This window comes from Neisseria sp. HMSC069H12, assembly GCF_001812735.1.
GTDB lineage: Bacteria > Pseudomonadota > Gammaproteobacteria > Burkholderiales > Neisseriaceae > Neisseria > Neisseria subflava.
The window spans coordinates 1-21983 of the sequence record NZ_KV810295.1 but is presented as its reverse complement, the minus strand read 5'-3'; the positions used below and the strand labels follow the sequence as shown (position 1 = coordinate 21983).

The 21983-nt window shown below is 50.1% G+C and carries 24 protein-coding genes; 6 read left to right on the top strand and 18 right to left on the bottom strand.

Annotated elements, in window-relative coordinates:
• Positions 1 to 8: 8 nt before the first annotated feature.
• The 6 genes from HMPREF2872_RS08980 to HMPREF2872_RS08955 form a co-directional block, all read right to left on the bottom strand.
• The gene (locus HMPREF2872_RS08980; protein WP_070633042.1) at positions 9 to 356 is read right to left on the bottom strand and encodes a DUF1294 domain-containing protein; all 348 of its coding nucleotides are present in this window, start codon (positions 354 to 356) and stop codon (positions 9 to 11) included.
• Positions 357 to 407: 51 nt separating this feature from the next.
• Positions 408 to 1370 carry a beta-ketoacyl-ACP synthase III gene (locus tag HMPREF2872_RS08975; protein WP_070633040.1) on the bottom strand — a complete coding sequence of 321 codons (963 nt, stop codon included), beginning with the start codon at positions 1368 to 1370 and terminating at the stop codon, positions 408 to 410.
• A gap of 152 nt (positions 1371 to 1522) precedes the next feature.
• Positions 1523 to 2593 carry a phosphate acyltransferase PlsX gene (gene plsX, locus HMPREF2872_RS08970; protein WP_070633038.1) on the bottom strand — a complete coding sequence of 357 codons (1071 nt, stop codon included), beginning with the start codon at positions 2591 to 2593 and terminating at the stop codon, positions 1523 to 1525.
• Between the two features lie 122 nt (positions 2594 to 2715).
• Positions 2716 to 3240, bottom strand: coding sequence for a phosphoribosyltransferase (locus tag HMPREF2872_RS08965; protein ID WP_070633036.1), 525 nt, complete (start codon positions 3238 to 3240; stop codon positions 2716 to 2718).
• 92 nt (positions 3241 to 3332) lie between these two features.
• Positions 3333 to 3512: a 50S ribosomal protein L32 gene (rpmF, locus tag HMPREF2872_RS08960; protein ID WP_002240035.1), complete on the bottom strand. Its 180-nt coding sequence runs from the start codon at positions 3510 to 3512 to the stop codon at positions 3333 to 3335.
• 33 nt (positions 3513 to 3545) lie between these two features.
• The gene (locus HMPREF2872_RS08955) at positions 3546 to 4049 is read right to left on the bottom strand and encodes a YceD family protein (protein WP_070633034.1); all 504 of its coding nucleotides are present in this window, start codon (positions 4047 to 4049) and stop codon (positions 3546 to 3548) included.
• 55 nt (positions 4050 to 4104) lie between these two features.
• Between HMPREF2872_RS08955 and HMPREF2872_RS08950 the strand changes: the two genes are divergently transcribed.
• The gene (locus HMPREF2872_RS08950; protein WP_070633065.1) at positions 4105 to 4695 is read left to right on the top strand and encodes a Maf family protein; all 591 of its coding nucleotides are present in this window, start codon (positions 4105 to 4107) and stop codon (positions 4693 to 4695) included.
• 54 nt (positions 4696 to 4749) lie between these two features.
• Positions 4750 to 5460 (top strand): SAM-dependent methyltransferase, encoded by a 711-nt coding sequence (locus tag HMPREF2872_RS08945; protein ID WP_070633032.1) that lies wholly within the window; start codon positions 4750 to 4752, stop codon positions 5458 to 5460.
• A gap of 94 nt (positions 5461 to 5554) precedes the next feature.
• On the opposite strand, the gene yidC is transcribed toward HMPREF2872_RS08945, so the two are convergent.
• The 4 genes from yidC to rpmH all read right to left on the bottom strand — a co-directional run bounded on the left by yidC (position 5555) and on the right by rpmH (position 8016).
• Positions 5555 to 7201 carry a membrane protein insertase YidC gene (gene yidC / locus HMPREF2872_RS08940; protein WP_070633029.1) on the bottom strand — a complete coding sequence of 549 codons (1647 nt, stop codon included), beginning with the start codon at positions 7199 to 7201 and terminating at the stop codon, positions 5555 to 5557.
• 118 nt (positions 7202 to 7319) lie between these two features.
• Positions 7320 to 7541: a membrane protein insertion efficiency factor YidD gene (gene yidD, locus HMPREF2872_RS08935; protein WP_070633028.1), complete on the bottom strand. Its 222-nt coding sequence runs from the start codon at positions 7539 to 7541 to the stop codon at positions 7320 to 7322.
• On the bottom strand, positions 7538 to 7879 hold the full coding sequence (rnpA, locus tag HMPREF2872_RS08930; RefSeq protein WP_049352010.1) for a ribonuclease P protein component: 342 nt from the start codon (positions 7877 to 7879) through the stop codon (positions 7538 to 7540). The genes yidD and rnpA overlap by 4 nt, the downstream gene beginning before the upstream one ends.
• Positions 7880 to 7881: 2 nt before the next feature.
• On the bottom strand, positions 7882 to 8016 hold the full coding sequence (rpmH, locus tag HMPREF2872_RS08925; RefSeq protein ID WP_002214728.1) for a 50S ribosomal protein L34: 135 nt from the start codon (positions 8014 to 8016) through the stop codon (positions 7882 to 7884).
• 315 nt (positions 8017 to 8331) lie between these two features.
• On the opposite strand from rpmH, the gene dnaA reads away from it, so the two are divergent.
• Both dnaA and dnaN read left to right on the top strand, forming a co-directional pair.
• Positions 8332 to 9900, top strand: coding sequence for a chromosomal replication initiator protein DnaA (gene dnaA / locus HMPREF2872_RS08920; RefSeq protein WP_070633026.1), 1569 nt, complete (start codon positions 8332 to 8334; stop codon positions 9898 to 9900).
• Positions 9901 to 10006: 106 nt separating this feature from the next.
• Positions 10007 to 11110 (top strand): DNA polymerase III subunit beta, encoded by a 1104-nt coding sequence (gene dnaN, locus HMPREF2872_RS08915; protein ID WP_070633024.1) that lies wholly within the window; start codon positions 10007 to 10009, stop codon positions 11108 to 11110.
• Positions 11111 to 11250: 140 nt separating this feature from the next.
• Here the strand turns inward: dnaN and HMPREF2872_RS08910 are convergent, their stop codons facing one another.
• The 6 genes from HMPREF2872_RS08910 to orn form a co-directional block, all read right to left on the bottom strand.
• Positions 11251 to 11613, bottom strand: coding sequence for an ACP-like domain-containing protein (locus tag HMPREF2872_RS08910; protein WP_070633022.1), 363 nt, complete (start codon positions 11611 to 11613; stop codon positions 11251 to 11253).
• Between the two features lie 297 nt (positions 11614 to 11910).
• Positions 11911 to 13497: an L-lactate permease gene (locus tag HMPREF2872_RS08905; RefSeq protein ID WP_003684590.1), complete on the bottom strand. Its 1587-nt coding sequence runs from the start codon at positions 13495 to 13497 to the stop codon at positions 11911 to 11913.
• A 332-nt stretch (positions 13498 to 13829) separates the two neighbouring features.
• On the bottom strand, positions 13830 to 14465 hold the full coding sequence (locus tag HMPREF2872_RS08900) for a 7-carboxy-7-deazaguanine synthase QueE (protein WP_070633020.1): 636 nt from the start codon (positions 14463 to 14465) through the stop codon (positions 13830 to 13832).
• A 106-nt stretch (positions 14466 to 14571) separates the two neighbouring features.
• Positions 14572 to 14943, bottom strand: coding sequence for a DUF1304 domain-containing protein (locus tag HMPREF2872_RS08895; RefSeq protein ID WP_003684508.1), 372 nt, complete (start codon positions 14941 to 14943; stop codon positions 14572 to 14574).
• A 73-nt stretch (positions 14944 to 15016) separates the two neighbouring features.
• Complete coding sequence (queD, locus tag HMPREF2872_RS08890; protein ID WP_003748900.1) at positions 15017 to 15439, bottom strand: 6-carboxytetrahydropterin synthase QueD; 423 nt, start codon at positions 15437 to 15439, stop codon at positions 15017 to 15019.
• A gap of 63 nt (positions 15440 to 15502) precedes the next feature.
• Positions 15503 to 16060, bottom strand: coding sequence for an oligoribonuclease (gene orn, locus HMPREF2872_RS08885; RefSeq protein ID WP_039862353.1), 558 nt, complete (start codon positions 16058 to 16060; stop codon positions 15503 to 15505).
• Between the two features lie 133 nt (positions 16061 to 16193).
• Between orn and dxs the strand changes: the two genes are divergently transcribed.
• Positions 16194 to 18107 carry a 1-deoxy-D-xylulose-5-phosphate synthase gene (dxs, locus tag HMPREF2872_RS08880; protein WP_070633018.1) on the top strand — a complete coding sequence of 638 codons (1914 nt, stop codon included), beginning with the start codon at positions 16194 to 16196 and terminating at the stop codon, positions 18105 to 18107.
• A gap of 65 nt (positions 18108 to 18172) precedes the next feature.
• Positions 18173 to 19573, top strand: a complete 1401-nt coding sequence (locus HMPREF2872_RS08875) for an L-serine ammonia-lyase (RefSeq protein WP_070633016.1) — start codon at positions 18173 to 18175, stop codon at positions 19571 to 19573.
• Positions 19574 to 19760: 187 nt separating this feature from the next.
• On the opposite strand, the gene HMPREF2872_RS08870 is transcribed toward HMPREF2872_RS08875, so the two are convergent.
• Together HMPREF2872_RS08870 and HMPREF2872_RS08865 are read right to left on the bottom strand one after the other, a co-directional pair.
• Positions 19761 to 20723, bottom strand: a complete 963-nt coding sequence (locus HMPREF2872_RS08870) for an IS110 family RNA-guided transposase (RefSeq protein WP_070633014.1) — start codon at positions 20721 to 20723, stop codon at positions 19761 to 19763.
• A gap of 298 nt (positions 20724 to 21021) precedes the next feature.
• A complete protein-coding gene (locus HMPREF2872_RS08865; RefSeq protein ID WP_283119013.1) occupies positions 21022 to 21945 on the bottom strand; it encodes a zonular occludens toxin domain-containing protein in 924 nt (307 codons plus the stop codon).
• Positions 21946 to 21983: the final 38 nt, after the last annotated feature.

Genomic DNA, 21983 nt, shown 5'->3' with positions numbered 1-21983 from the left:
GTAATTCCTTATTGGTTTGAATGTTTGAGGGTGTCTGCCAGCAGAAGGAGGGTGGCGACAGTATTGGTTGCGGCGGTCAGTCGGAAGGTGCGGACAAATTCAGGTTTGCTGGTTTTGTGCCTGAATGCGAGGCTACCGCAATAACCGCCCGGCCAGCCGCCAAGCAGGTTGAGCAGGTGTAATTTTGCTTCGGGTATGCGTCTGCCGTGGTTGCATGCGCGCTGTTTGTCTAGGTAGTAAAGCAGGAAAACGTATGCACTCAGTGCGAGATAGGCGGTTGCCAGTTTGGGCAATATTACAGCCGCTATGCTTAAAAACAGGCTGCTGACGCAGAGTGCAAACGTTAGTGATTTCATGGATTTGAGCAGAATAGGCCGTCTGAAAGGAGTGTTCAGACGGCCTAACCATTAGTATTTCACCAAAACCGCACCCCAGGCAAAACCGCCGCCGATGCCTTCGAGCAAGAGGTTTTGTCCGCGTTTGATTTGGCCGTTTTTAATACCGACATCCAGTGCCAGTGGAATGGAGGCAGCGGACGTGTTGCCGTGGTCTTGGACGGTCAAGATCACTTTGTCCATGCTCAAGCCCAAGTGTTTGGCGGTAGAGTCGATAATGCGCTTATTAGCTTGGTGCGGCACAATCCAATCGATTTGATCGGCGGTGTAACCAGCCTCTTCGATGACGTCATCTGCAATTTTTGCCAGCATTTTGACGGCAAACTTGAATACGCCGGGGCCGTCCATGCTGATGTAGGGCGAACCGCAAATCTGGCCGTTGGCGATTTGTCCCGGGACGTTCAAAAGGTTGAGGTAGTTGCCGTCGGCTTTGAGTTTGCTGTGGATGATGCCCGGTTCGTCAGATGCGCTTAAGACAACCGCCCCCGCACCGTCACCAAAGAGGACGCAGGTGGTGCGGTCGTTCCAATCGACGATGCGGCTGAAGGTTTCCGCGCCAATAACCAAAGCGTTTTTCGCCATGCCGCTTTTGATGTAGGCATTGGCAGTGGTCAGGGCATACATAAAACCGGCGCACACGGCTTGTACGTCAAAGGCAGGACAGCCGTTGGCAATGCCCAATTTTTGCTGCACGATGGTTGCCGTAGAAGGGAATTGCATATCGGGAGTGGCTGTGGCGACGATAATCAGATCGATATCGTCAGCCTGTAAACCGGCATCTGCCAAGGCACGGCGCGCTGACTCGGCGGCCAAATCGCTGGTTTTTTCGCTGTCGTCTGCAATATGGCGAAATTTGATACCTGTACGCGTGGTAATCCACTCGTCGGAAGTGTCCACTTTTTTGGCAAGGTCGTCATTGCTGACGCGGTTGGCAGGAAGGTAGCTGCCTGTACCGGAAATTTTGGCATATTGCATGAGAACGGCCTTTTTAGAGAATTGATTCAGATAGTCGGGTATTGTAAGCGAAAATGGGAAAATTCCCAATATTAAGAATGAAGCCGGTAATCAAAGATAAAAACAGGCCGTCTGAACTTTTTGAAGTTTCAGACGGCCTGTGTATATCAGCCTTAAGCTTCCGTTGCTGGAGTAGCGGTTTCTTCCGGTTCGGCTGCTGCTTTGGCGGCTTCCAAAGCAGCCAACTGGGTGGCTACGCCTTGTTCGATTTGAGCGAGGCCGGCAGATTTGGCTTCGTGATAGGCTTCTTCCAAAGCATAACGGAAGCCGACTGCGTCGGTTCCGCCGTGGCTCTTAATCACAATACCGCGTAAGCCAAGCAGGATGGCGCCGTTAAATTTACGCGGATCCAGTTTGCCTTTCAAACCTTTGAGTGCGGGCAGGGCGGCAATGGCGGCAAGTTTGTTGAACAGGGTGCTTTGGAATTCACGGCGGATGGCGCCGCTCATGAATTTAACCGCACCTTCGATGGTTTTGAGCATAACGTTGCCGACAAACCCGTCAGCGACAACGACATCGGCTTCGCCATACAAAACGCTGTTGCTTTCGATATTGCCGATGAAGTTGAGTTTGCTGCTGCTTAACAGTTTAAAGGTTTGTTTGACGGCATCCGTACCTTTGATGTCTTCTGTACCGACGTTCAAGAGGGCGACACGCGGGCTGCCTTTTTCTGGGTGTAACGCGTGTACCAGCTCGCTGCCGATGATGGCAAATTGAACCAGTTGTTCGGGCGTACAGTCAACGTTGGCACCCAAATCCAAAGCTAGGGTAACGTGTTCGCTGTCGGAAGGCAGGAATTTGGCGATGGCAGGGCGCTCAATGCAGGGAATGGTTTTGAGGACGAATCGGGCGGTCGCCATCAGTGCGCCGGTATTGCCTGCCGATACGGCGGCTTGCGCGTTGCCTTCTTTGACTTGGTTGATGGCGATGCGCATGGAGGATTCTTTTTTATTTTTCAGCGCGGATTGCGGCGCTTCATCCATTTCGACGACTTGCGCTGCATGGCAGACGGTAATGCGGTCCATAGGCGCGCCTGCCGAGCTTAATGCTTGGCGGACTGCTGCTTCATCTCCGACCATAATCAGGTGTACGTCGGATTGCTGTTTCAGGAAATCCACTGCACCGGGGACGGTCATCGCAAGGCCTGCATCTCCGCCCATGGCATCTACGGCCAGTGTAATCATGTTGTTCTCCGGTTTGTGTGTTTCAGACGGCCTCAAACAATCGGACAAGCACTCTCATCTGATTTTCAGGAAATTGAATTGAAAATCAGATGAAAAGGCTTGTTGCGACGGTCGTGCCAGATTTATTGGTTTTGCGCGGCCAATTTGTTGTGTTCGTCAATGTCCGGCGCATCCCAAGGATAGTTGATCCACCAGTCTTCAACGGTGATGCCGCTGAAATAAGGGATACCTTCAGGAATTTTGCCGACTTTGGCTTTGATTTTTTCATGCAATACTGCCACGCCGACAGTGCCGAAATCTTCTTTCAACAATTCGTTCAGGCAGAATTCCATGGTAACGCGGCTGTCGTCCACTTCGTCAACGACCAGTACGTTTTTGCCTTTCAGGACATCTGGAACGGGATCAAGCCATTGGACTTTTTTCACTTCCTCGGTAACTTGGCCTTCGTTATCACTGTCGTAGTAGGCTGTGGTGACGGCGTAAATCGGAATTTCCAAGAAGCAGCGCAACATGCGGGCAGGGATAAAACCGCCGCCGCCAATGGCAATCATGGCATCGTATTTGGTGCCGGAGTTTTGGATTTTTTCCGCCAATCCTTTGATTACGCGGTGGATGTCGTCGTAGGTGTACCAGATTTTACGTTTCATGGTGTGCTTCCGAAGAGGAAAATACAGGGTGCAATGCAAAAAAGCCAGTCATTGCATGGCAATATTCTGGCTTTTTCAGTCAGACGAATGGATTATTCGCCTTTAGCTTTTACCACTTTACGGCCACGGTACATACCGTTTGGGGAAATGTGGTGTGGACGATGCACTTCGCCGGTTGCGCTGTCAACAGACAGAGAAGGCGCAGTCAGAGCGTCGTGTGAACGGTGCATACCGCGTTTAGAAGGGGATTTTTTGTTTTGTTGAACGGCCATTTCAAGCTCCTAGATAAATAAACTGTGTCCTAATTAACTGCTTTTCAAACCTGCTAAAACAGCGAAGGGGTTTGGTTTGTCCCGATTGACTTCATCCAGTGTTCCAGTGTTGCCGCAGTCTTCGTGTCGAGGGGAGAAAGGGAGCGACATCAGGATTTGGTCTTCAACCAGAGTCCGCACGTCAAGCTCTTTTTCGAGTAACATGCCTTCCAATTCTTCATCGGCAAGCATGGCTTCGTCCAAACTCTCTTCATCGGCAAACAGGACGATACGGCTGGTTTCATCGAGTAGAAACGGCATGGGCGTAATGCAACGCTGGCAAAACAGGGGCATATCGGCTTTGACGTTTAAATCGAGAAACAGACGTTGCAGACGGTCGCGACCGCCTTGCAGCGTAAACGACACGCGTGTCTGTTTGTCGGCCGGATAATCGTGCGAACTGACTCGTTCATCCAATTCTTCGAGCAGGAAGCTGCCTTGCAGATTCTGCCCTTCGGCGGCGAAAACTTCTGGGTCAATCAAATTAGGGTATGACATAAACGGAGTATGATATAATTTCGACAGTCTAACGTCAATGTTTTTAAGTAAAAATATGGAAGTAAAACTGCCTTTGGTTTTAGGGTCGAGTTCGGTTTTCCGCTGCGGACAGCTTCGCCGTTTGGGTATCGATTTTCAGACGGCATCGCCTGATTTTGACGAAACGCCTATTGCGGGCGAGCATGCTGGCGAGACGGCGCTGCGTTTGGCTGAAGGCAAAGCCCGTTCATTGGCGGCAACTTTTCCTGCCGCGCTGATTATCGGCGCAGACCAAGTCGCATGGTGCGAAGGACGGCAGTTGGGCAAGCCGATGAACGTCGCAAATGCACAACAGATGCTGGCGGACTTGAGCGGAAAACGGATTGAATTTTACAGTGCAATCGTGCTTTTGAATACTGCTACGGGTAAGGTTCAGCATCATGTCGATCATACGGTGGTTGCCATGCGCCAGTTGACGCAGGAACAAATCAGCCGATATTTGGAACGTGAGCCGGATGCGGTTTATTGTGCCGGTGCGGCGAAGAGCGAGGGTTTGGGCGCTGCTTTGTTGGAGCGGATTGAAAGTACGGACCCGAATGCTTTGATCGGCCTTCCGATTTTCCGTCTGATTGATTTTTTGAAAAACGAAGGTGTGGAAGTTTTATAGTTTGAGGCCGTCTGAATGTGTTCAGACGGCCTGAGATTTTTTGGAGTTGCAAGAATGAAACCGGTTTTGTATTTGATTCCTACCCCTTTGGGTGCGCCTGATACGCCGTGCCTGTTGCCGCATGAACGACAGGCGATTGTCGGGCTGACGGATTTTGTCGTAGAAGCGGAAAAAACAGCGCGTGCGCATTTGAAACATTTGGGCGTGACTACGCCTATCCGCGAGCTGAATCTGCAAACGTTGAATGAACACACGGATTTGAAGACTTTGCCGGAATTGCTGAAACCTTTGCAAGAAGGCCGCAGTATGGGCATTGTCAGCGAGGCGGGTTGTCCGGCTGTTGCCGATCCAGGCGCAAATTTGGTGGCGTTGGCGCATAAACACGGTTTTGAAGTACGGCCTTTGGTCGGCCCGTCCAGTTTGTTGCTGGCACTGATGGCTTCGGGTGCGAATGGGCAAAACTTTGCATTTAAGGGTTATCTGCCGTCTGAAAAAAATGAGCGGATTCAGAGTTTGAAGTTTTTGGAACAACGTTCGCGTCAGCAGAATGAAACGCAGCTGTTTATCGAAACGCCGTATCGCAACGATGCGTTGTTGGCTGATGCGGTGGAAAACCTGCATCCTGAAACGCGCTTGTGCGTAGCTACGGACTTGACCTTGCCGACACAGGAAATCATCAGCCAGACGATTGCGCAGTGGCGAAAAAGAAAAGAAATGCCGAATTTGAAAAAACGCCCGACGATTTTTGTGTTGCATGCCGCTTAAAACTGGATTGGGTTCAATTTCAAACTGTATTTGTTTGAGGAAATAAAAAAAGCCGTCTGAACAACAGACGGCCTTTGTGTTGCCTAAACCTTTATCAAGAAACGACTTCGCCTTGTGCGCGTTGTTTTTCGATGCTGCGGTTGATGTGCCATTGTTGGGCGATGGTCAAGAGGTTGTTGACTACCCAGTACAGAACCAAGCCGGCAGGGAAGAAGAAGAACATGATGGAGAAAACCAAAGGCATGATTTTCATCATTTTCGCCTGCATTGGGTCGGTTGACGGCGGATTCAGATAAGTTTGTGCAAACATGGTTACCGCCATAATCAAAGGCAGGATGTAGAAAGGATCCGGACGGCTCAAGTCGGTAATCCAACCCAACCAAGGCGCTTGGCGCAATTCTACGGAGGCGAACAATGCCCAGTACAGACCGATGAAGACGGGGATTTGCAACAGCATAGGCAGACAGCCGCCCAGCGGATTGATTTTCTCGTCTTTATAAAGCTGCATCATGGCTTGTTGTTGCGCCATGCGGTCATCACCGTATTTCTCTTTAATGGCTTGCAATTTAGGTGCGGCAGCACGCATTTTTGCCATAGAGCGGTAAGAGGCGTTGGTCAATGGATACAGTACGGCTTTGACGATGATGGTCAAAACGATGATTGCCCAGCCCCAGTTGCCGATGATGTTGTGCAGTTGGTTCAAGAGCCAGAAGAGGGGAGAGGCGAACCAGTGTACTTTGCCGTAGTCTTTGGCCAGTTGCAGTTTGTCGGCGATATTGGCGATAACGGAAGTGGTTTGCGGGCCGGCATACAGGTTGATGGCGGTTTCGGCTTTTGTACCGGCTTGGATCGCGGCTAAAGGCACGCTGACGCTTGCACTGTACAGGTTGTCATTGCGGCGTTTGATGTCGATACGGCAGTCGCCAGCGGCGCAAACGCTTTGTCCGCCTTTAGGTTGGAGAATCCAGGTGGACATGAAGTGGTGTTCAATCATGCCGAGCCAGCCGGTCGGGGTTTTGCGGATGTATTCGGCTTCGGATTTGCCGGATTTGGCATCGTCGTCCAAATCAGAGAAGCTGACTTTTTGGAAGTCGCCTTCAGGGGTGTAAACCACCGGGCCGACGTAAGAGCGGGTGAAGTAGCCTTGACCTTCGGGTTCGCTGTTGTCGCGTACGATGCGGTAGTCCGCGCTCAGGTTGACAGGTTGGCTGTTGCTGTTGGTAATGTCAAAGCGGATGTTAACCAAGTAGCTGCCTTTGGTAAAAGTATAAACTTTGTCGATTTTCAGGCCGTTGGTTTCAGGTGCGCTCAGGCGGACTTCAACTTTGTCACCTTCCAAACTGTATTGTTTTTGTGGGGCGGTAAAGCTGATGCCTTTCAGAACGTTGTTTCCTTGAGCGTCCAAAAGCTCGGATTGGGCAACGTAGGTGTATTCTTTGCCGTCGTTAAACAGGACGAAAGGTTTGTGTTCGTCGCCGGTTGCTTTGTATTGCAAGAGGGTCAGCTGACGCAAGTCGCCGCTTTTCTCATCGATGACGGCTTTAACCGTGTCTGTGGTAACGGTAATGGGAGAGGCCGGGGCAAGCGCGGCTTCGGCAGCGGCTTTTGCCGGAGCGGCGGCCGTTTGTTGTTGCGCGGCTTGTTGCGCCGGATTAGGTTTGGGGCTGGGGAAAAAATGTTCCCAGCCGGCAAAGATTGCCACTGAAATGGCAAAAAACGCCATTAGTCTTTTAAAATCCATAAGAGATTCCTGGAATTGACGGATAGGTAATCGAGATGAAAACTGCTTCAGACGGCATTATATAGAAACCGACGGGAAATTAAAGGAAATCGTGTTCTTTAAATGGTTGACAGCAGCATTATGGAACAGGGTCATGTCCGTGTCCGCCGAAAGGATGGCATCGTGCGATGCGTTTGATTGCCAGCCATCCGCCTTTGAATGCGCCATATTTTTTGACGGCTTCGACTGCGTATTGTGAACAGGTCGGGATATAGCGGCAGCGCGGCGGAATGAGGGGACTGATGCAGTATTGGTAAAAGCGGATGAGTGCAAGGAAGAGCTTGGAAAGCAGGGTATTCATCGGCGTTTTTTCATCAGCTGGGCAAGTTGGTCTCGGGCTTCTGGGGCAGTTTCCCGATTAAACGCCTGACGCACGCGCACAACAAAATCATGCGGCGGCAGCTGGTGTTGATTCAGTCTGAACCAGTCGCGGATGACGCGCTTCATATAATTGCGGTCATGGGCGCGTTTGGCAGTCTTTTTGCTGACGACCAAACCAAGGCGCGGATGGCCGAGCGCGTTGTCTGCGGACTGGGAGACTTGCAGCAAATCGCGGCTGCGTCGGTTTTTCAACGCAAAAACGGATGAAAAATCATCCGTTTTTAATAAGCGATACTGCTTCGAGAAGCCGTAATTCAAAATTATACAGCCAGGCGTTTGCGGCCTTTGGCGCGACGGGCAGCCAATACTGCGCGACCACCGCGGGTTTTGGAGCGAACCAAGAAGCCGTGGGTGCGTTTGCGTTTGGTAACGGAAGGTTGATAAGTGCGTTTCATGATGTTTCCTAAAAATTGGTAGATAATTAAACCGTGAATTACACTCCAATTTGCCGCTTTTGTCAATCAATATAAAAACTTTTCGTTGGCTAAAGTGTGACAACGGGTTTTATGCATTGATAGAATTTGTGGATAAAATTTTGTGGCGGTTGTGGATAAAAAAGAGCGGAATGGGTATAATCGACCAACCTTGCTTTTCTCTGTGTGCAAGGCCGTCTGAAAGCGGGAGTATCGTAAAAATTTGATTTTTATCGGATTGCCTGTCTGCTCTGCCTTCTTGTATTTCCCAAATCTTCCATTTCCGAGCTTAATCTCATGACGTTAGCTGAATTTTGGCCGCTGTGCCTTTGCCGCCTTCACGAAATGTTGCCTGCCGGGCAGTTTGCGCAATGGATTGCGCCTTTGACCGTGGGTGAAGAAAACGGCGTGTGGGTGGTGTATGGTAAAAACCAATTTGCCTGCAATATGCTTAAAAGCCAGTTTGCCGCCAAAATTGATGCCGTGCGTGCCGAATTGGTGCCTCAGCAGGCTGCTTTCGCGTTTAAGCCGGGCGTAGGTACGCATTATGAAATGGCGGCTCAGACTGTTGCGCCGGTGCAAGTGCAAGAGGTCATTGAAGTTGAAGAGTGTGTAGAGCCTGTTCAAATGCCTTTGCAAACTGCTGCGGCAGTGGAAGAAGATAGGCCGTCTGAAACGGTTTCCAAACCTGCTTCTGCCAAGACGGCTGCCGAGATTTTGGCGCAACGCATGAAAAACCTGCCGCATGAGCCTCAAGTGCAAACTACTGCTCCGGCTGAATCTAAAGCAGTTGCCAAAGCCAAAACCGACGCGCAACACGATGCGGAAGAAGCGCGCTACGAACAGACCAATCTGTCGCGCGACTATACATTTGAAACTTTGGTGGAAGGTAAGGGCAACCGCCTTGCCGCCGCTGCCGCCCAAGCGATTGCTGAAAATCCGGGGCAGGGCTACAACCCGTTTTTCTTATACGGCAGTACCGGTTTGGGTAAAACCCACTTGGTGCAAGCCATCGGCAATGAATTGCTGAAAAACCGTCCTGATGCCAAAGTGCGTTATATGCACTCGGACGACTATATCCGCAGCTTTATGAAGGCTGTACGCAACAACACTTATGATGTGTTCAAGCAACAATACAAACAATATGACCTGCTGATTATCGACGATATTCAGTTCATTAAAGGCAAAGACCGTACGATGGAAGAATTCTTCTATCTGTACAATCATTTCCACAATGAGAAAAAACAACTGATCCTGACGTGCGACGTATTGCCTGCCAAAATTGAGGGTATGGATGACCGTCTCAAGTCCCGTTTCTCATGGGGTTTGACTTTGGAACTCGAACCGCCCGAATTGGAAATGCGTGTGGCGATTTTGCAGAAAAAGGCAGAAGCAGCCGGTATCAGTATCGAAGACGAAGCTGCTCTGTTTATCGCCAATCTGATCCGCTCCAATGTGCGTGAGCTGGAAGGCGCGTTCAACCGTGTCAGTGCCAGCAGCCGTTTTATGAACCGTCCTGTCATCGACATGGATTTGGCGCGTACGGCTTTGCAGGATATTATTGCCGAGAAACACAAAGTCATTACCGCCGACATCATCATCGATGCGACAGCCAAATACTACCGTATTAAAATCAGCGATATATTAGGCAAAAAACGCACGCGCAATATTGCCCGTCCGCGCCAAGTTGCCATGAGTCTGACCAAAGAGCTGACCACGCTCAGCCTGCCTTCTATCGGTGATGCCTTTGGCGGTCGCGATCACACGACCGTGATGCACGGTGTCAAAGCGGTGGCAAAACTGCGCGAAGAAGATCCCGAATTGGCGCAAGACTACGAAAAACTGCTGATTTTGATTCAGAACTGACCCAATGCAATATTCAGACGGCCTGATGTCAATGTGAGGCCGTCTGAATACAAAAAATATTCTAAAATACCCCAATCAACCGATTTCAAATTCAAAGGAATGGAACATGCTGATTTTACAAGCCGATCGCGACAGTCTGCTCAAGCCATTGCAAGCCGTTACCGGTATTGTCGAACGTCGCCATACTCTGCCGATTTTGTCTAATGTGTTGCTGGAAAGCAAAGACGGACAAACCAAACTTTTGGCAACCGACTTGGAAATCCAAATCAATACCGCCGGCCCTGAAAGTCAGGCAGGCGATTTCCGTATTACGACCAACGCTAAAAAATTCCAAGACATCCTGCGTGCCCTGCCTGACAATGCGCTGGTGTCACTGGATTGGGCGGACAACCGTTTGACTCTGCGCGCGGGAAAATCCCGTTTTGCCCTGCAAACCTTGCCGGCTGAAGATTTTCCGTTGATGAGCGTCGGCAGCGACGTCAGTGCGACTTTCTCACTGACTCAAGAAACCTTCAAAAACATGCTTTCGCAAGTGCAATACAGCATGGCAGTTCAAGATATCCGCTATTACCTCAACGGTTTGCTGATGCAGGTTGAAGGTAATCAGCTGCGCCTTGTTGCAACCGACGGCCACCGCCTTGCTTATGCGGCCAGTCAAATTGAAGCAGAACTGCCGAAAACGGAAGTGATCCTGCCGCGTAAAACGGTATTGGAACTCTTCAAGCTGTTGAACAATCCGTCCGAGTCCATCACCGTTGAGCTTTTGGACAATCAAGTACGCTTCCAATGCAATGGCACAACCATTGTCAGCAAAGTCATCGACGGCAAGTTCCCTGACTTTAACCGCGTGATTCCTTTGGATAATGACAAGATTTTCCTCGTATCCCGTACCCAGCTTTTGGGTGCACTCGAGCGTGCCGCCATTCTTGCCAATGAAAAATTCCGCGGCGCACGACTGTTCCTGCAGCCTGGTTTGCTGAGTGTCGTATGTAGCAACAACGAGCAGGAAGAAGCGCGCGAAGAGCTGGAAATCGCTTACCAAGGCGGAGAACTCGAAGTCGGTTTCAACATCGGCTACCTGATGGATGTGTTGCGTAACATACACTCCGACGATATGCAGCTTGCTTTCGGCGATGCCAACCGTTCAACGCTGTTTACCATGCCGAATAATCCGAACTTCAAATACATCGTAATGCCGATGCGTATTTAATTGGTGTGTGAACAAACAAAAAGAGCGTGTACGGTACACGCTCTTTTTTATAGGCTTGAATCAAAAGGCCGTCTGAAAATTGTTTTCCAGACGGCCTTTCTATCAAACCGAGATGATTCGGTTAAATAGGAAAACTGGGATTAACGTGGACGTGGTTCGCAGTTTTTCACCAGGAATGAGCCGTTAGGGGCGTTCACGCCAACTACTTCAGAAGTAGTGTGGGTGTTTTTGTCGATGAAACCGGCAGACATTGTATAGCCTTTACGGTTGGTGAAAGTAGTGCCAGTGCTGTCAGAACGTTTTTTGTCGACAACCAAAGAGGCTTTTTTGCCACCGGCATTTACGTCAGCAGTAATGGCACGGCCGCTACGGTCAAAGCCGTACATCACGTTCAGTGATTTGCCACCGTCACAACTGTAAGAAACGAAGCCGGCAGGTGCAGCGGCAGCAGAGAAGGAAACAGTAGCCAATGCGGCTGCAGTGATAACAGAAAGTAATTTCATGATCTAAGCTCCATATGAGTGTTGTGTGTTATCTTGCAAAGTGAGAAAGGGTTTCCGTTTGCAGATGAAGCGTATTTTAGGCGTTTTGTCGGTAGTGGCAATTGGGTAAATTGCAAAACAGTGTTTACTTATGGTTACCGGATTGTTTATTAATAGAAAGTTGTTTGTAATTTGGTGTTGCAAAGTGGTTATGCGGGTTGTTGCGGAATATATACATTAATGATTCTTTAAGAAATATAGCGAAAGAATACAAAAAAGGCCGTCTGAATATTCAGACGGCCTTTGATATGAAGCGGTTTAGAAGAAGAAAATTGCAGCCACAGTCACGGCGATGATGCCGTAGATGCTCATCGGGATCACAGTTTTCTTGATGATGGCGCCTTCGGCGTTGTTTACGTTCAACACGCTGCACACGGCGATGATGTTGTTGATGCAGACCATGTTGCCCATTGCGCCGCCGACAGATTGCAGGGCGAGGATGAGGGTAACGGACAGGCCGGTATCAAGCGCGATTTGTTGTTGAATCGGACCAAAGGTCAGGTTGGATACAGTGTTGGAGCCGGAGAAGAATGCACCGATTGCACCCAGGTATGGGGAGAAGTACACCCAGTGTTCGCCAGCCGCATTGGCAAATTCTTTACCGATGATTTTCACCATGGAGTCGTCGCCGCCAACCATCATCAGTTGAACCATAATCAACGCACCCATCAGGGCAAGCAGAGGTTTTTTGGTTTGGTTGAAGGTTGCAGCATAGAAAGACCACGCATCTTTGAATTTGGTTTTGTACAGCAGGATGCAAATCCAAACGGTGAAGACAAACGGAATCCAAGCCGGAACGTAGAGGGTTTGGTAGGAAGCGTTTACGCCTTGGCCGAAGATGTTGCCGAAGGTGATGGTTAGGGAGTCGCTGACGGTGATTTTGGACAAATCAAACGGCAGTTGGAAGCTGAACCATTCTTCTTTGCTGGTCAGCAGGCCTTTGATGCCCAGCTGTTTGATACGGGTGATCACCAGCATGCCGATCAGCATACCCAAAGGAGCCAGTGCTTTGGCAACTTGTGCGAAAGGTACTTTTTCTGCATTCGGGTCTTTGGCGTAATCTTTGCTCAAGCCCCAGCCGCGGTTTGCTGCGAATACGGACACCATCAGGCCGATTGCGCCGGCAACCAGAGATGGGAATTCTTCATTAACCATCGCCAAGGCAACGTAAGGAAGGGTACAGGAGAATACGGCGATACCGATGAAGCCCAAGTTTTTGCGGATTTCAGCCCAAGGTACGATGAAGCTCAAGCCGATCACAGGGATGATGAAACCAGCAAAGAAGTGCATTACGCCGGTTCTCATACCGATTTCCATAATGCTCTTTTGATCCAAGCCCAAAGGCGCGAAGCCGAACCAAGTCGGGGTACCTACTGCACCGAAGGACACGGGTACGGAGTTCATGACCAAAGTGAAGATGGCTACTTTTAATGGGTTGAAGCCCAAGCTCATCAGGATTGGCGCGGCAATGGCGGCAGGTGTGCCGAAACCGGATGCGCCTTCAATCATAAAGGCGAAAGACCAGCCGATAATCATCAACTGGGCAATCGGATTCGGGCTGATGGTAGCCAGCCATTTGCGGATGACGTCGATACAGCCGGTGGTTTCCATCATGCGGTTAAACATAATGGCACCGAAAATCACGGTAATCGGGGTCAGGGTAGAGACGAGGCCGGACGCGGCTGTTGCGTTGAGCAACATAGCGTCGTTGCCGAAATAAAACAGTTTGATGGCATAAATCAGCGCGGCGGTAATCGGCAGCGCGACGTAGGACGGCATACTGTTTTTCTTAACCATCAGCCAGATCAACAGCACGATGGGAAAAATACTGAGAAAGAGAGCCATGGGATTATCCTTGGGGCAACGGGCACCATAACCGTCAATCAATGGCGGTTTGATGCGATGTGTTGAGTAATAGATGTTTTTCGAATAAGGATTGCCACTTTTTTAGATGCAACCAGTTATCAGGTAAATTGGTTTTACCAATTTATGAAAACTGTTGCACACTTTACGTAATCTTATGTAATCGGTCAAGAGGTTTGTAACAAAAAAGGCCGTCTGAAATTGGGTTTTCAGACGGCCTGAGAGCATTGCCAGTAGTGCATTTGGTCGAATATCGAATGGTATTTACATTCAATATTTTGTAAAGGATTTGTTTTTAATTGATTTCAAACGAATTATTCTATTCCTGCCCATTTATGCGTCTGTACGCTCAGTTGCCAATGGACGGGGGAGTCGGATCGGCTGTTTAATACGCCGATTTGGCGGATGGTGTCGTAGATATTCATCACACCGTCTTGTTCGCAAGGCGAGAGGTAGTAATGTTGGGCGCGAATTTTGCGTTCCATCTCTTGGCAAAACGCAACGACATCGCCGTCGGCAACAATACGCACTTCGTCGGCTTTCTCGATGCAACTAGATTCATATTTGGCGGCATAGCAGGCTTTAGGGCTGGTGGCAACGTAGTCGATTTGCGGCGGCGCGGGGTTGAGGCCGTTGGTTTCGATACACAGAAAATAGCCTTCGGCTTTGAGTGCATTGAGCAGGGTATCCAAATGCGGTTGGATGGTGGGTTCACCGCCGGTAATGATGATGTTGCGCGCCGTGTAGGTTTTCAGACGGTCGAAAATATTGGACAGGCTCATCATGCCGAATTTAAGGTAGTCGGTATCGCACCAGCTGCACGCGAGATTGCATTTGCCCAAACGGATGAAAACGGCGGGCATGCCTGTATTCCAGCCTTCGCCTTGCAGGCTTTCAAAGATTTCGACAATGCGGTATTGGGGATTGTTTGGTGTGATTTGAATGGTCATGAATGTCGGGTGTGCGGGATTTAATTGTTGTGGTAAAGCGTTTTGAGAAATCGGTTGAGGCAGCCATTCTTTCTGTTAGGTTGAGGGGAAAGAATGGCTGGTGTGTTTAAGCGGTAATGACGGCTGCGGCGGCCAAAAATGCCGGCAAGCCTTGTTTGAGCAAAATGCCTTTGTTGCCGGATGAAAACGCGCCCCATGCGGCGGCGATGAGGACGAAGCCGAGGAACAGAATCGTCGCGCCGTAAACGGCGTTGTCGGGTGCGGCAAAGCGCGCCCATACTAAGCCGATGGCGAGGAAGCCGTTGTACAGGCCTTGGTTGGAAAACAGGGTTTGCACGCGTTTTTGTTCCATAAATTCGTAAGGCATGTTGAACAGTTCCGACGCTTTTTCGCTTGGGATTTGCGTCATTTCGAGCCAGGCGATGTAGAAGTGTTCGACAGCGACGAATAGGACGAGGAGGGTGGAGAGGAGTTTCATAAAGATTCCTTTTGATGTTTAGCGTATGAGGTATTGATGGGAACAGGCCGTCTGGAAAATAGAGGACAGCAGTTTATTCCCCTTCATATTCCGCACACGAAGTCGGCGTTTCCCATAATTTCACGCTGCACACTTTGACACCGGCGTTTTTCAGACGGCCATACATTTCTACGCTCATGTTTTCGGCGGTGGTGCGGCAGGGCAGGCGCAGGGTTTTCATGTTCCAGCCTTCCAAAAGCGCGGCGATTTGGCTTTCGCGTTCGTTGTTGCCGTGATAGATGAAGGCATGGTCGAACGGGTCGGTAATGTGTTGTTTGACGATGGCTTTCAGGTCGGTAAAGTCCATCACCATGCCGTCTTTGGCGCCGCCTTGGATAACGGGCGCGGAGACGGTGATTTCGAGTTTGTAGGTGTGGCCGTGCAGGTTTTGGCACTTGCCGTCATGCCCGTCGAGCATGTGCGAGGAATCGAAGGTAAAAATTTTGGTGATTTTCATGAGATGAAGGAAGCCGATGAGGCCGTCTGAACAGTGTAAAACCTGTTTCAGACGGCCTTAAGATTATTGTTCGGAAGGGAGTTTGAGGAAATGCTCGCGATAATGGCGCATTTCTTCGATGCTTTCGAGGATGTCGTCCAATGCCTTGTGCGAACCGCGTTTGACCACGCTTTTGGCGACGGCCGGATTCCAGCGTTTGGCCAATTCTTTCAGCGTGGATACGTCTAAGTTGCGGTAGTGGAAATAGGCTTCCAAACGCGGCATGTATTTGACCATGAAGCGGCGGTCTTGATGGATGGAGTTGCCGCACATGGGCGTGGATTTTTCGGGTATCCATGCGGACATGAAGTCCAACAGGTTTTGCTCGACTTCGGCTTCGGTCAGTTTGGATTCGCGCACGCGTTGGGTCAGGCCGGTGCGGCCGTGGGTGGCGGTGTTCCACTCGTCCATGCCGTCGAGCAACTCGTCGCTTTGATGGATAACGTAAACGTCCGATTGCGCCAGTACGTTCAAATCGGAATCGGTAATGATCATGGCGACTTCGATGATGCGGTCGTGTTCCGGATTGAGGCCGGTCATTTCCATATCGAGCCAGCAGAGATTGTTTGCGTTTTGGGTCATTTCAGACGGCCTTGTGTTTTCAGTTGGCAGTATTATAAAGGATAAAGGTTCGGGCCGTCTGAAAGCATTTGTAACAAGTTGTGCAATCTCTTGATATAATCGTCCGTTACACAAAAAATCACCGCCAAAAATCATGAACCCAAGCCCTTTGCTCGACATTATCGATACGCCTCAGGATTTGCGCCGTCTGGAGAAAAAACAGCTGCCGCAAGTCGCCGCCGAATTGCGCGAATTTCTGTTGGATTCCGTCGGTAAGACGGGCGGCCATTTCGCCAGCAACTTGGGCGCGGTCGAGCTGACGGTGGCCCTGCATTATGTGTACGACACGCCCGAAGACCATTTGGTCTGGGATGTCGGCCATCAAAGCTATCCGCACAAAATCCTCACCGGCCGCAAAAATCAAATGCACACCATGCGCCAATACGGCGGTTTGGCGGGTTTCCCAAAACGCAGCGAGTCGGAATACGACGCATTCGGCGTGGGGCATTCTTCCACATCCATCGGTGCGGCATTGGGCATGGCCGTTGCGGACAAACAATTAGGAAACAACCGCCGCAGCGTCGCCATCATCGGCGACGGAGCCATGACGGCAGGTCAGGCATTTGAAGCCCTGAACTGCGCAGGCGATATGGATGTCGATTTGCTGGTCATCCTCAACGACAACGAAATGTCGATTTCCCCCAATGTCGGCGCGCTGCCGAAATACCTTGCCAGCAACGTCGTGCGCGATATGCACGGCCTGTTGAGCACCATCAAAGCCCAATCGAGCAAAGTGTTGGACAAATTGCCCGGCGCAATGGAGCTTGCCCAAAAAGTTGAAAACAAAATCAAAACCTTGGCAGGCGAAGCGGAGCACGCCAAACAGTCGCTGTCTCTGTTTGAAAACTTCGGTTTCCGTTACACAGGCCCGGTGGACGGCCACAACGTTGAAAATCTGGCCGATGTATTAAAAGACTTGCGCGGCCGCAAAGGCCCGCAACTGCTGCACGTCATCACCAAAAAAGGCAACGGTTACAAACTAGCCGAAAACGACCCCGTCAAATATCACGCCGTCGCCAACCTGCCCAAAGACGTTTCAGACGACCTCAAAACCGCAACGTCGTCTGAAAAAGAAAACAAACCCGCCGCCAAACCGACCTATACGCAAGTGTTCGGCAAATGGCTGTGCGACCAAGCGGCGGCGGACGAGCGTCTGGTTGCCATCACGCCTGCCATGCGCGAGGGCAGCGGCTTGGTTGAGTTTGAACAGCAATTCCCCGACCGCTATTTCGACGTCGGCATCGCCGAGCAACACGCCGTTACCTTTGCAGGCGGTTTGGCATGCGAAGGCATCAAGCCTGTCGTAGCGATTTACTCCACTTTCCTGCAACGCGCTTACGATCAGTTGGTGCACGACGTTGCCTTGCAAAACCTGCCTGTTTTGTTCGCCATAGACCGTGCCGGTATTGTCGGTGCAGACGGCCCAACCCATGCCGGTTTGTACGATTTGAGCTTCTTGCGCTGCGTGCCAAATATGATTATTGCCGCGCCGAGCAACGAAAACGAATGCCGCCTGCTGCTTTCGACCTGCTATCAGGCAAACGCCCCCGCCGCCGTCCGTTATCCGCGCGGCACGGGAACAGGTGCGCCCGTTTCAGACGGCCTCAAAACCGTAGCCATCGGCAAAGGCATCATCCGCCGCCAAGGTGAGAAAATTGCCGTTATTGCCTTTGGCAGCATGGTTGCCCCATCATTGACCGCCGCCGACAAGCTGAACGCCACTGTTGCCGATATGCGCTTTGTCAAACCGATAGATGAAGAGCTGATCGTCCGTCTTGCCCGAAGCCACGATTACATCGTTACCGCCGAAGAAAACGCCGAACAAGGCGGCGCAGGCAGCGCAGTGTTGGAAGTGTTGGCGAAACACGGCATCTGCAAACCGGTATTGCTGCTGGGTGTAGAAGACAAAGTTACCGAACACGGCGATCCGAAAAAACTTTTAGCCGATTTGGGGCTGAATGCCGAAGCCGTTGAAAAACGTATTGGCGGTTGGATAGAGACTGTTTAAGCTTTACAAACAACAGGCCGTCTGAAATCTTCAGACGGCCTTTTCAGACTATAAGGGAAAACCCCATGATCAGTATTTTCGATATTTTTAAAATCGGCATCGGCCCGTCCAGCTCGCATACCGTCGGCCCGATGAAGGCTGCGGCCGCTTTTGCCGATTTGCTGCATGCCGAAAACTTGGATACGCAAGTGGCGCGCATTGTCATTGAAGTGTACGGCTCACTTGCCTTGACCGGTATCGGACACGGCACATTCGACGCATTATTGCTCGGTTTGGAAGGCAGCCTGCCGCACGATATCCCGCTGGCAGACATCCCCCAACGCTTGGAACGCATCCGCACGCAACACGTTTTAAAACTCAACGGCCGCGAAATGGCCTTCAATCCCGAAAAAGATTTGGATATCCGCGGCGACAAAGTGTTGCCCAAACATCCGAACGGCCTGAACTTTATCGCCTACCATTCAGACGGCCTGAAGCTGAAAGAGCAGATTTATTATTCGGTCGGCGGCGGTTTTGTCGTAACAGACGAAGGGTTTGCACAAGAGGCGCAGGAAAATTCAGACGTGCCATATCCTTACAAAAACTGCGACGAGCTGCTGGCACAATGCCGTCTGAACCAGTTGAATATTTCCGAAGTCGTGTTGGCCAATGAAGCGGCGTTGGCAGGTTGCGATGAAGCGGAAGTACGCCGCCGTGTGGCTGCCGTGGCCGATGTGATGGAAAACTGCATCAAGCGCGGCTTGGGTGCGGAAGGGCAGCTGCCGGGCGGCTTGAACGTCCGCCGCCGCGCGCCGCAGTTGGCGGCCAAACTCAAAGTCCTGCGTGAGAGCGAAATCGTCAATACCCAACTTTGGCCGATGGTGTACGCCATGGCGGTTAATGAAGAAAACGCCGCCGGCGGCCGTGTTGTAACTGCACCCACCAACGGCGCGGCAGGCATCATTCCTGCCGTCTTGCACTATTTCCGCAAATTTAATCCGCACGCCAACCAATCGCGTGTCGAAGATTTCCTGCTGACTGCCGGTGCCATCGGTATTTTGTATAAAACCAACGCGTCGATTTCCGGCGCGGATGTAGGCTGCCAAGGTGAAGTCGGCGTGGCGTGTTCCATGGCGGCTGGCGCATACGCCGAAGTTATCGGCGGTACACCGAAACAAGTGGAAAATGCCGCCGAAATGGCCATGGAACACCACTTAGGCCTGACCTGTGACCCGGTCGGCGGCTTGGTGCAAATCCCCTGTATCGAGCGCAACGGCATCGCCGCCGAAAAAGCCCTCAAGCTCGCTACCCTTGCGCTTTTGGAAGACGGCACAGACAAAAAAGTCTCACTTGATGAAGTGATTCAAACCATGTTGCAAACCGGCCGTGACATGAAGGCAACCTACAAAGAAACCTCACTCGCAGGCCTGGCCATTACCTTGCAGAAAAAAGCCGTGCCGGTATCCGTGCGCGTGGTGGAATGTTAGCAATAGGGTAGGGGTCTGGCCAATAAGAAAAGATGCTACTTTAGTCGTCTAGACCTATTTTGAGTGATTTTTATAATATATTGATTTTTATTGATATTTATTTTATGTAATTACGCAGGACGCAAGCGTTTTAAGCTGTTTTTGCTTGACATTCAGGCAAAAACAGCTTTGTTATTTTGTGCAAACTCTAGTTAAGTTTGTAGCGTTCAGGATTGTAAGGTTTTTGTGTTTTATGGACGTAGTAAGACACGACAAGCAGCTTACGCATGAGCGCACCTAATATCAGCATCTTTGGTTTGTTCTTGGCTTTCAAACGTTTAACGAAATCGGGAAAGTAATTCCTGTTGAGCGCAACCATAGCAGGCATGAACAGAGCTGATTTTAGCCGTCTGTTTCCGTAGCGTGTCATGCTTGAACGACCTTTTACACTTGTTCCTGATTCTTTTTGTTGCGGATTCAAGCCGGCAAAGGCGGTGAATTGATTAGCGGTTTTAAAGTCGCCGCTAAGCAGATAGTTTGTAAGTATGGCCGCTGTTAGTTTGCCAATGGCTGGAATAGTTTGTAGGCTTTCTGAAACAGTTTTCAAATCTTGATTGCCGTTCGTAATTACCTGTATTTCTGCTTCGACTTGCTGAATGTGTTGATCCAATTCTTGGATTTGAGCTTGATGGATTTTTCGAACAAATTCGTCTTTAGCGACTTTCAGCCTGTTCTTTTGTGCGGTCTTTTGGGTTTTAAGCTGTTCGTACAGAGCCAATAAGCGTTTCAAGCGGTAGTGACCTATGCTTATTTTTTGCCGAGCTGGCAAATCTTTTTGCATGGCCGTATGGCAATATTCAGCAATCAACCTCGCATCTTGTTTGTCTGTTTTTGTGCGATGAAAGCGGCTTTTGCCGTATTCGCTGATCTTGTATGGGTTGATAACGGATACGGTGTAAAACTGGCCGATATAATCGGCAACGTCTTCAAAGTAATTGCCGGTTGCTTCCATGCAGATATGCAATTCACAGCCAAAACCGTCAAGCCAGGCTTTGAAGCTTTCAAAGCCATTGATGCTGTTGTCAAACAGGGCTTGCTTACATTGACCGTTGACAATAGCGGCAGCGTCAAAGGTGTTTTGCGATATATCTAAACCGACAGCGTTTCTCATAATTTCCCTTACTATGCAGATTCACACTTTTGTGTGTTCTTTGATGCTACTCAATTTTCAGACAACAAAAAAACGCCCTCTTCATCTTTTCTACAGTCTGATGACTTAGGCCGTTTCAAGATGGGCGTTTTTCGGTTCGGGTAGCTAATCCGAACCTGTAAGCCGTCTGAATAAAAGGGCTTACAGCTTCGGATAGTTATCCTAGTATTCAAGTAGCGGGCGTTCCCGCACCCCGTGCTACTTTTTACCATATTGATTACGCCTTTGGGCTTCATCAACACAGTAAAAAGCAGCTTGATTAATTAGATCCGACAGTCCCTCCACGTTGCTGGAATTGTTCCCCTGCCTCTACATAGCCGTCATACATGAGATTTTGCGGAGATTTTCCGCCAAGTGCTAAAACTTGACTATTGTCATTGAATTTAGCTTGGTTTTGGGGTTGTGTTGCCTGTGTAGTTTGGGTTTTATCTTTGTACGGGTTAAATGGCAAGCCGTTGCGCACGTAGTCTTTGCACATTGTTTTTGTGATTTCTTTTATCGGCGTGCCTTGGTCGCTATAACAGGTACAACCACTTTTACCGCCATCGACACAACCGACAGGATACTCAAACGTTTTGACTTGACGGACGCCGTTATAGATGGGTTTACTTTCGGGCTTTTCAGCGAGCGTGGGAACGAAATCTTCGGGCTTGAGGTTTTGCCCTATATCGGCAGGATCAGGGCTGGTTTTCGGTTCTGCACCATCTACATCGGACGCGGCTGTTGTTGACGTTGTTTGCTGTTCATTCGCGCTAAATCGTTTGCTCATGTTGTTTATCGTGTAAAGGGTAAAGCCTATCAACAGCGGTATAAACAAGACGACGAATATCAGGCTTTTGGGTATTCGGCGTTTAGGCTTAGTGTGTACTTCGGCAGATTTGTACATGCCGAAGGACTTTTTAGGCAAGACAAACGTGCGTTCAATGGCTTTGGCGATGTTTACACTGCTATCGGGCTGATCGACACATTCATTCCATTCGTAAAGCTTACGTCCCACCGGCTTGATTGAAACGTGCATATGCCGTTGAACGAGCCGACGAACGAAACTGTCAAGAAAGCTAGGATGTTGAGTAATCAACACGATGTCTAAACCGTGATGGCGGTGTGTTGCCAATGCTTCGATAAATGGCGGTACTTTTGAAGCGGCGGAACGTGTACCCATCAGCCTTTGTGCTTCGTCTATGATAACGTGTAGAAATTAGTAGAGTTGTTTACAGTATT

Bases quoted from the DNA above. Each gene is read 5' to 3' on its own strand.
- HMPREF2872_RS08870 (WP_070633014.1), bottom strand. From the start codon at position 20,723: ATGAGAAACGCTGTCGGTTTAGATATATCGCAAAACACCTTTGACGCT.
- rpmF (WP_002240035.1), bottom strand. From the start codon at position 3,512: ATGGCCGTTCAACAAAACAAAAAATCCCCTTCTAAACGCGGTATGCAC.
- HMPREF2872_RS08945 (WP_070633032.1), top strand. From the start codon at position 4,750: ATGAAACCGGTTTTGTATTTGATTCCTACCCCTTTGGGTGCGCCTGAT.
- dxs (WP_070633018.1), top strand. From the start codon at position 16,194: ATGAACCCAAGCCCTTTGCTCGACATTATCGATACGCCTCAGGATTTG.
- HMPREF2872_RS08975 (WP_070633040.1), bottom strand. From the start codon at position 1,370: ATGCAATATGCCAAAATTTCCGGTACAGGCAGCTACCTTCCTGCCAAC.
- dnaN (WP_070633024.1), top strand. From the start codon at position 10,007: ATGCTGATTTTACAAGCCGATCGCGACAGTCTGCTCAAGCCATTGCAA.
- HMPREF2872_RS08895 (WP_003684508.1), bottom strand. From the start codon at position 14,943: ATGAAACTCCTCTCCACCCTCCTCGTCCTATTCGTCGCTGTCGAACAC.
- orn (WP_039862353.1), bottom strand. From the start codon at position 16,060: ATGACCCAAAACGCAAACAATCTCTGCTGGCTCGATATGGAAATGACC.
- plsX (WP_070633038.1), bottom strand. From the start codon at position 2,593: ATGATTACACTGGCCGTAGATGCCATGGGCGGAGATGCAGGCCTTGCG.
- HMPREF2872_RS08950 (WP_070633065.1), top strand. From the start codon at position 4,105: ATGGAAGTAAAACTGCCTTTGGTTTTAGGGTCGAGTTCGGTTTTCCGC.
- queD (WP_003748900.1), bottom strand. From the start codon at position 15,439: ATGAAAATCACCAAAATTTTTACCTTCGATTCCTCGCACATGCTCGAC.
- HMPREF2872_RS08875 (WP_070633016.1), top strand. From the start codon at position 18,173: ATGATCAGTATTTTCGATATTTTTAAAATCGGCATCGGCCCGTCCAGC.
- yidD (WP_070633028.1), bottom strand. From the start codon at position 7,541: ATGAATACCCTGCTTTCCAAGCTCTTCCTTGCACTCATCCGCTTTTAC.
- dnaA (WP_070633026.1), top strand. From the start codon at position 8,332: ATGACGTTAGCTGAATTTTGGCCGCTGTGCCTTTGCCGCCTTCACGAA.
- HMPREF2872_RS08905 (WP_003684590.1), bottom strand. From the start codon at position 13,497: ATGGCTCTCTTTCTCAGTATTTTTCCCATCGTGCTGTTGATCTGGCTG.
- yidC (WP_070633029.1), bottom strand. From the start codon at position 7,201: ATGGATTTTAAAAGACTAATGGCGTTTTTTGCCATTTCAGTGGCAATC.
- HMPREF2872_RS08955 (WP_070633034.1), bottom strand. From the start codon at position 4,049: ATGTCATACCCTAATTTGATTGACCCAGAAGTTTTCGCCGCCGAAGGG.
- HMPREF2872_RS08965 (WP_070633036.1), bottom strand. From the start codon at position 3,240: ATGAAACGTAAAATCTGGTACACCTACGACGACATCCACCGCGTAATC.
- HMPREF2872_RS08980 (WP_070633042.1), bottom strand. From the start codon at position 356: ATGAAATCACTAACGTTTGCACTCTGCGTCAGCAGCCTGTTTTTAAGC.
- HMPREF2872_RS08900 (WP_070633020.1), bottom strand. From the start codon at position 14,465: ATGACCATTCAAATCACACCAAACAATCCCCAATACCGCATTGTCGAA.
- HMPREF2872_RS08910 (WP_070633022.1), bottom strand. From the start codon at position 11,613: ATGAAATTACTTTCTGTTATCACTGCAGCCGCATTGGCTACTGTTTCC.
- rpmH (WP_002214728.1), bottom strand. From the start codon at position 8,016: ATGAAACGCACTTATCAACCTTCCGTTACCAAACGCAAACGCACCCAC.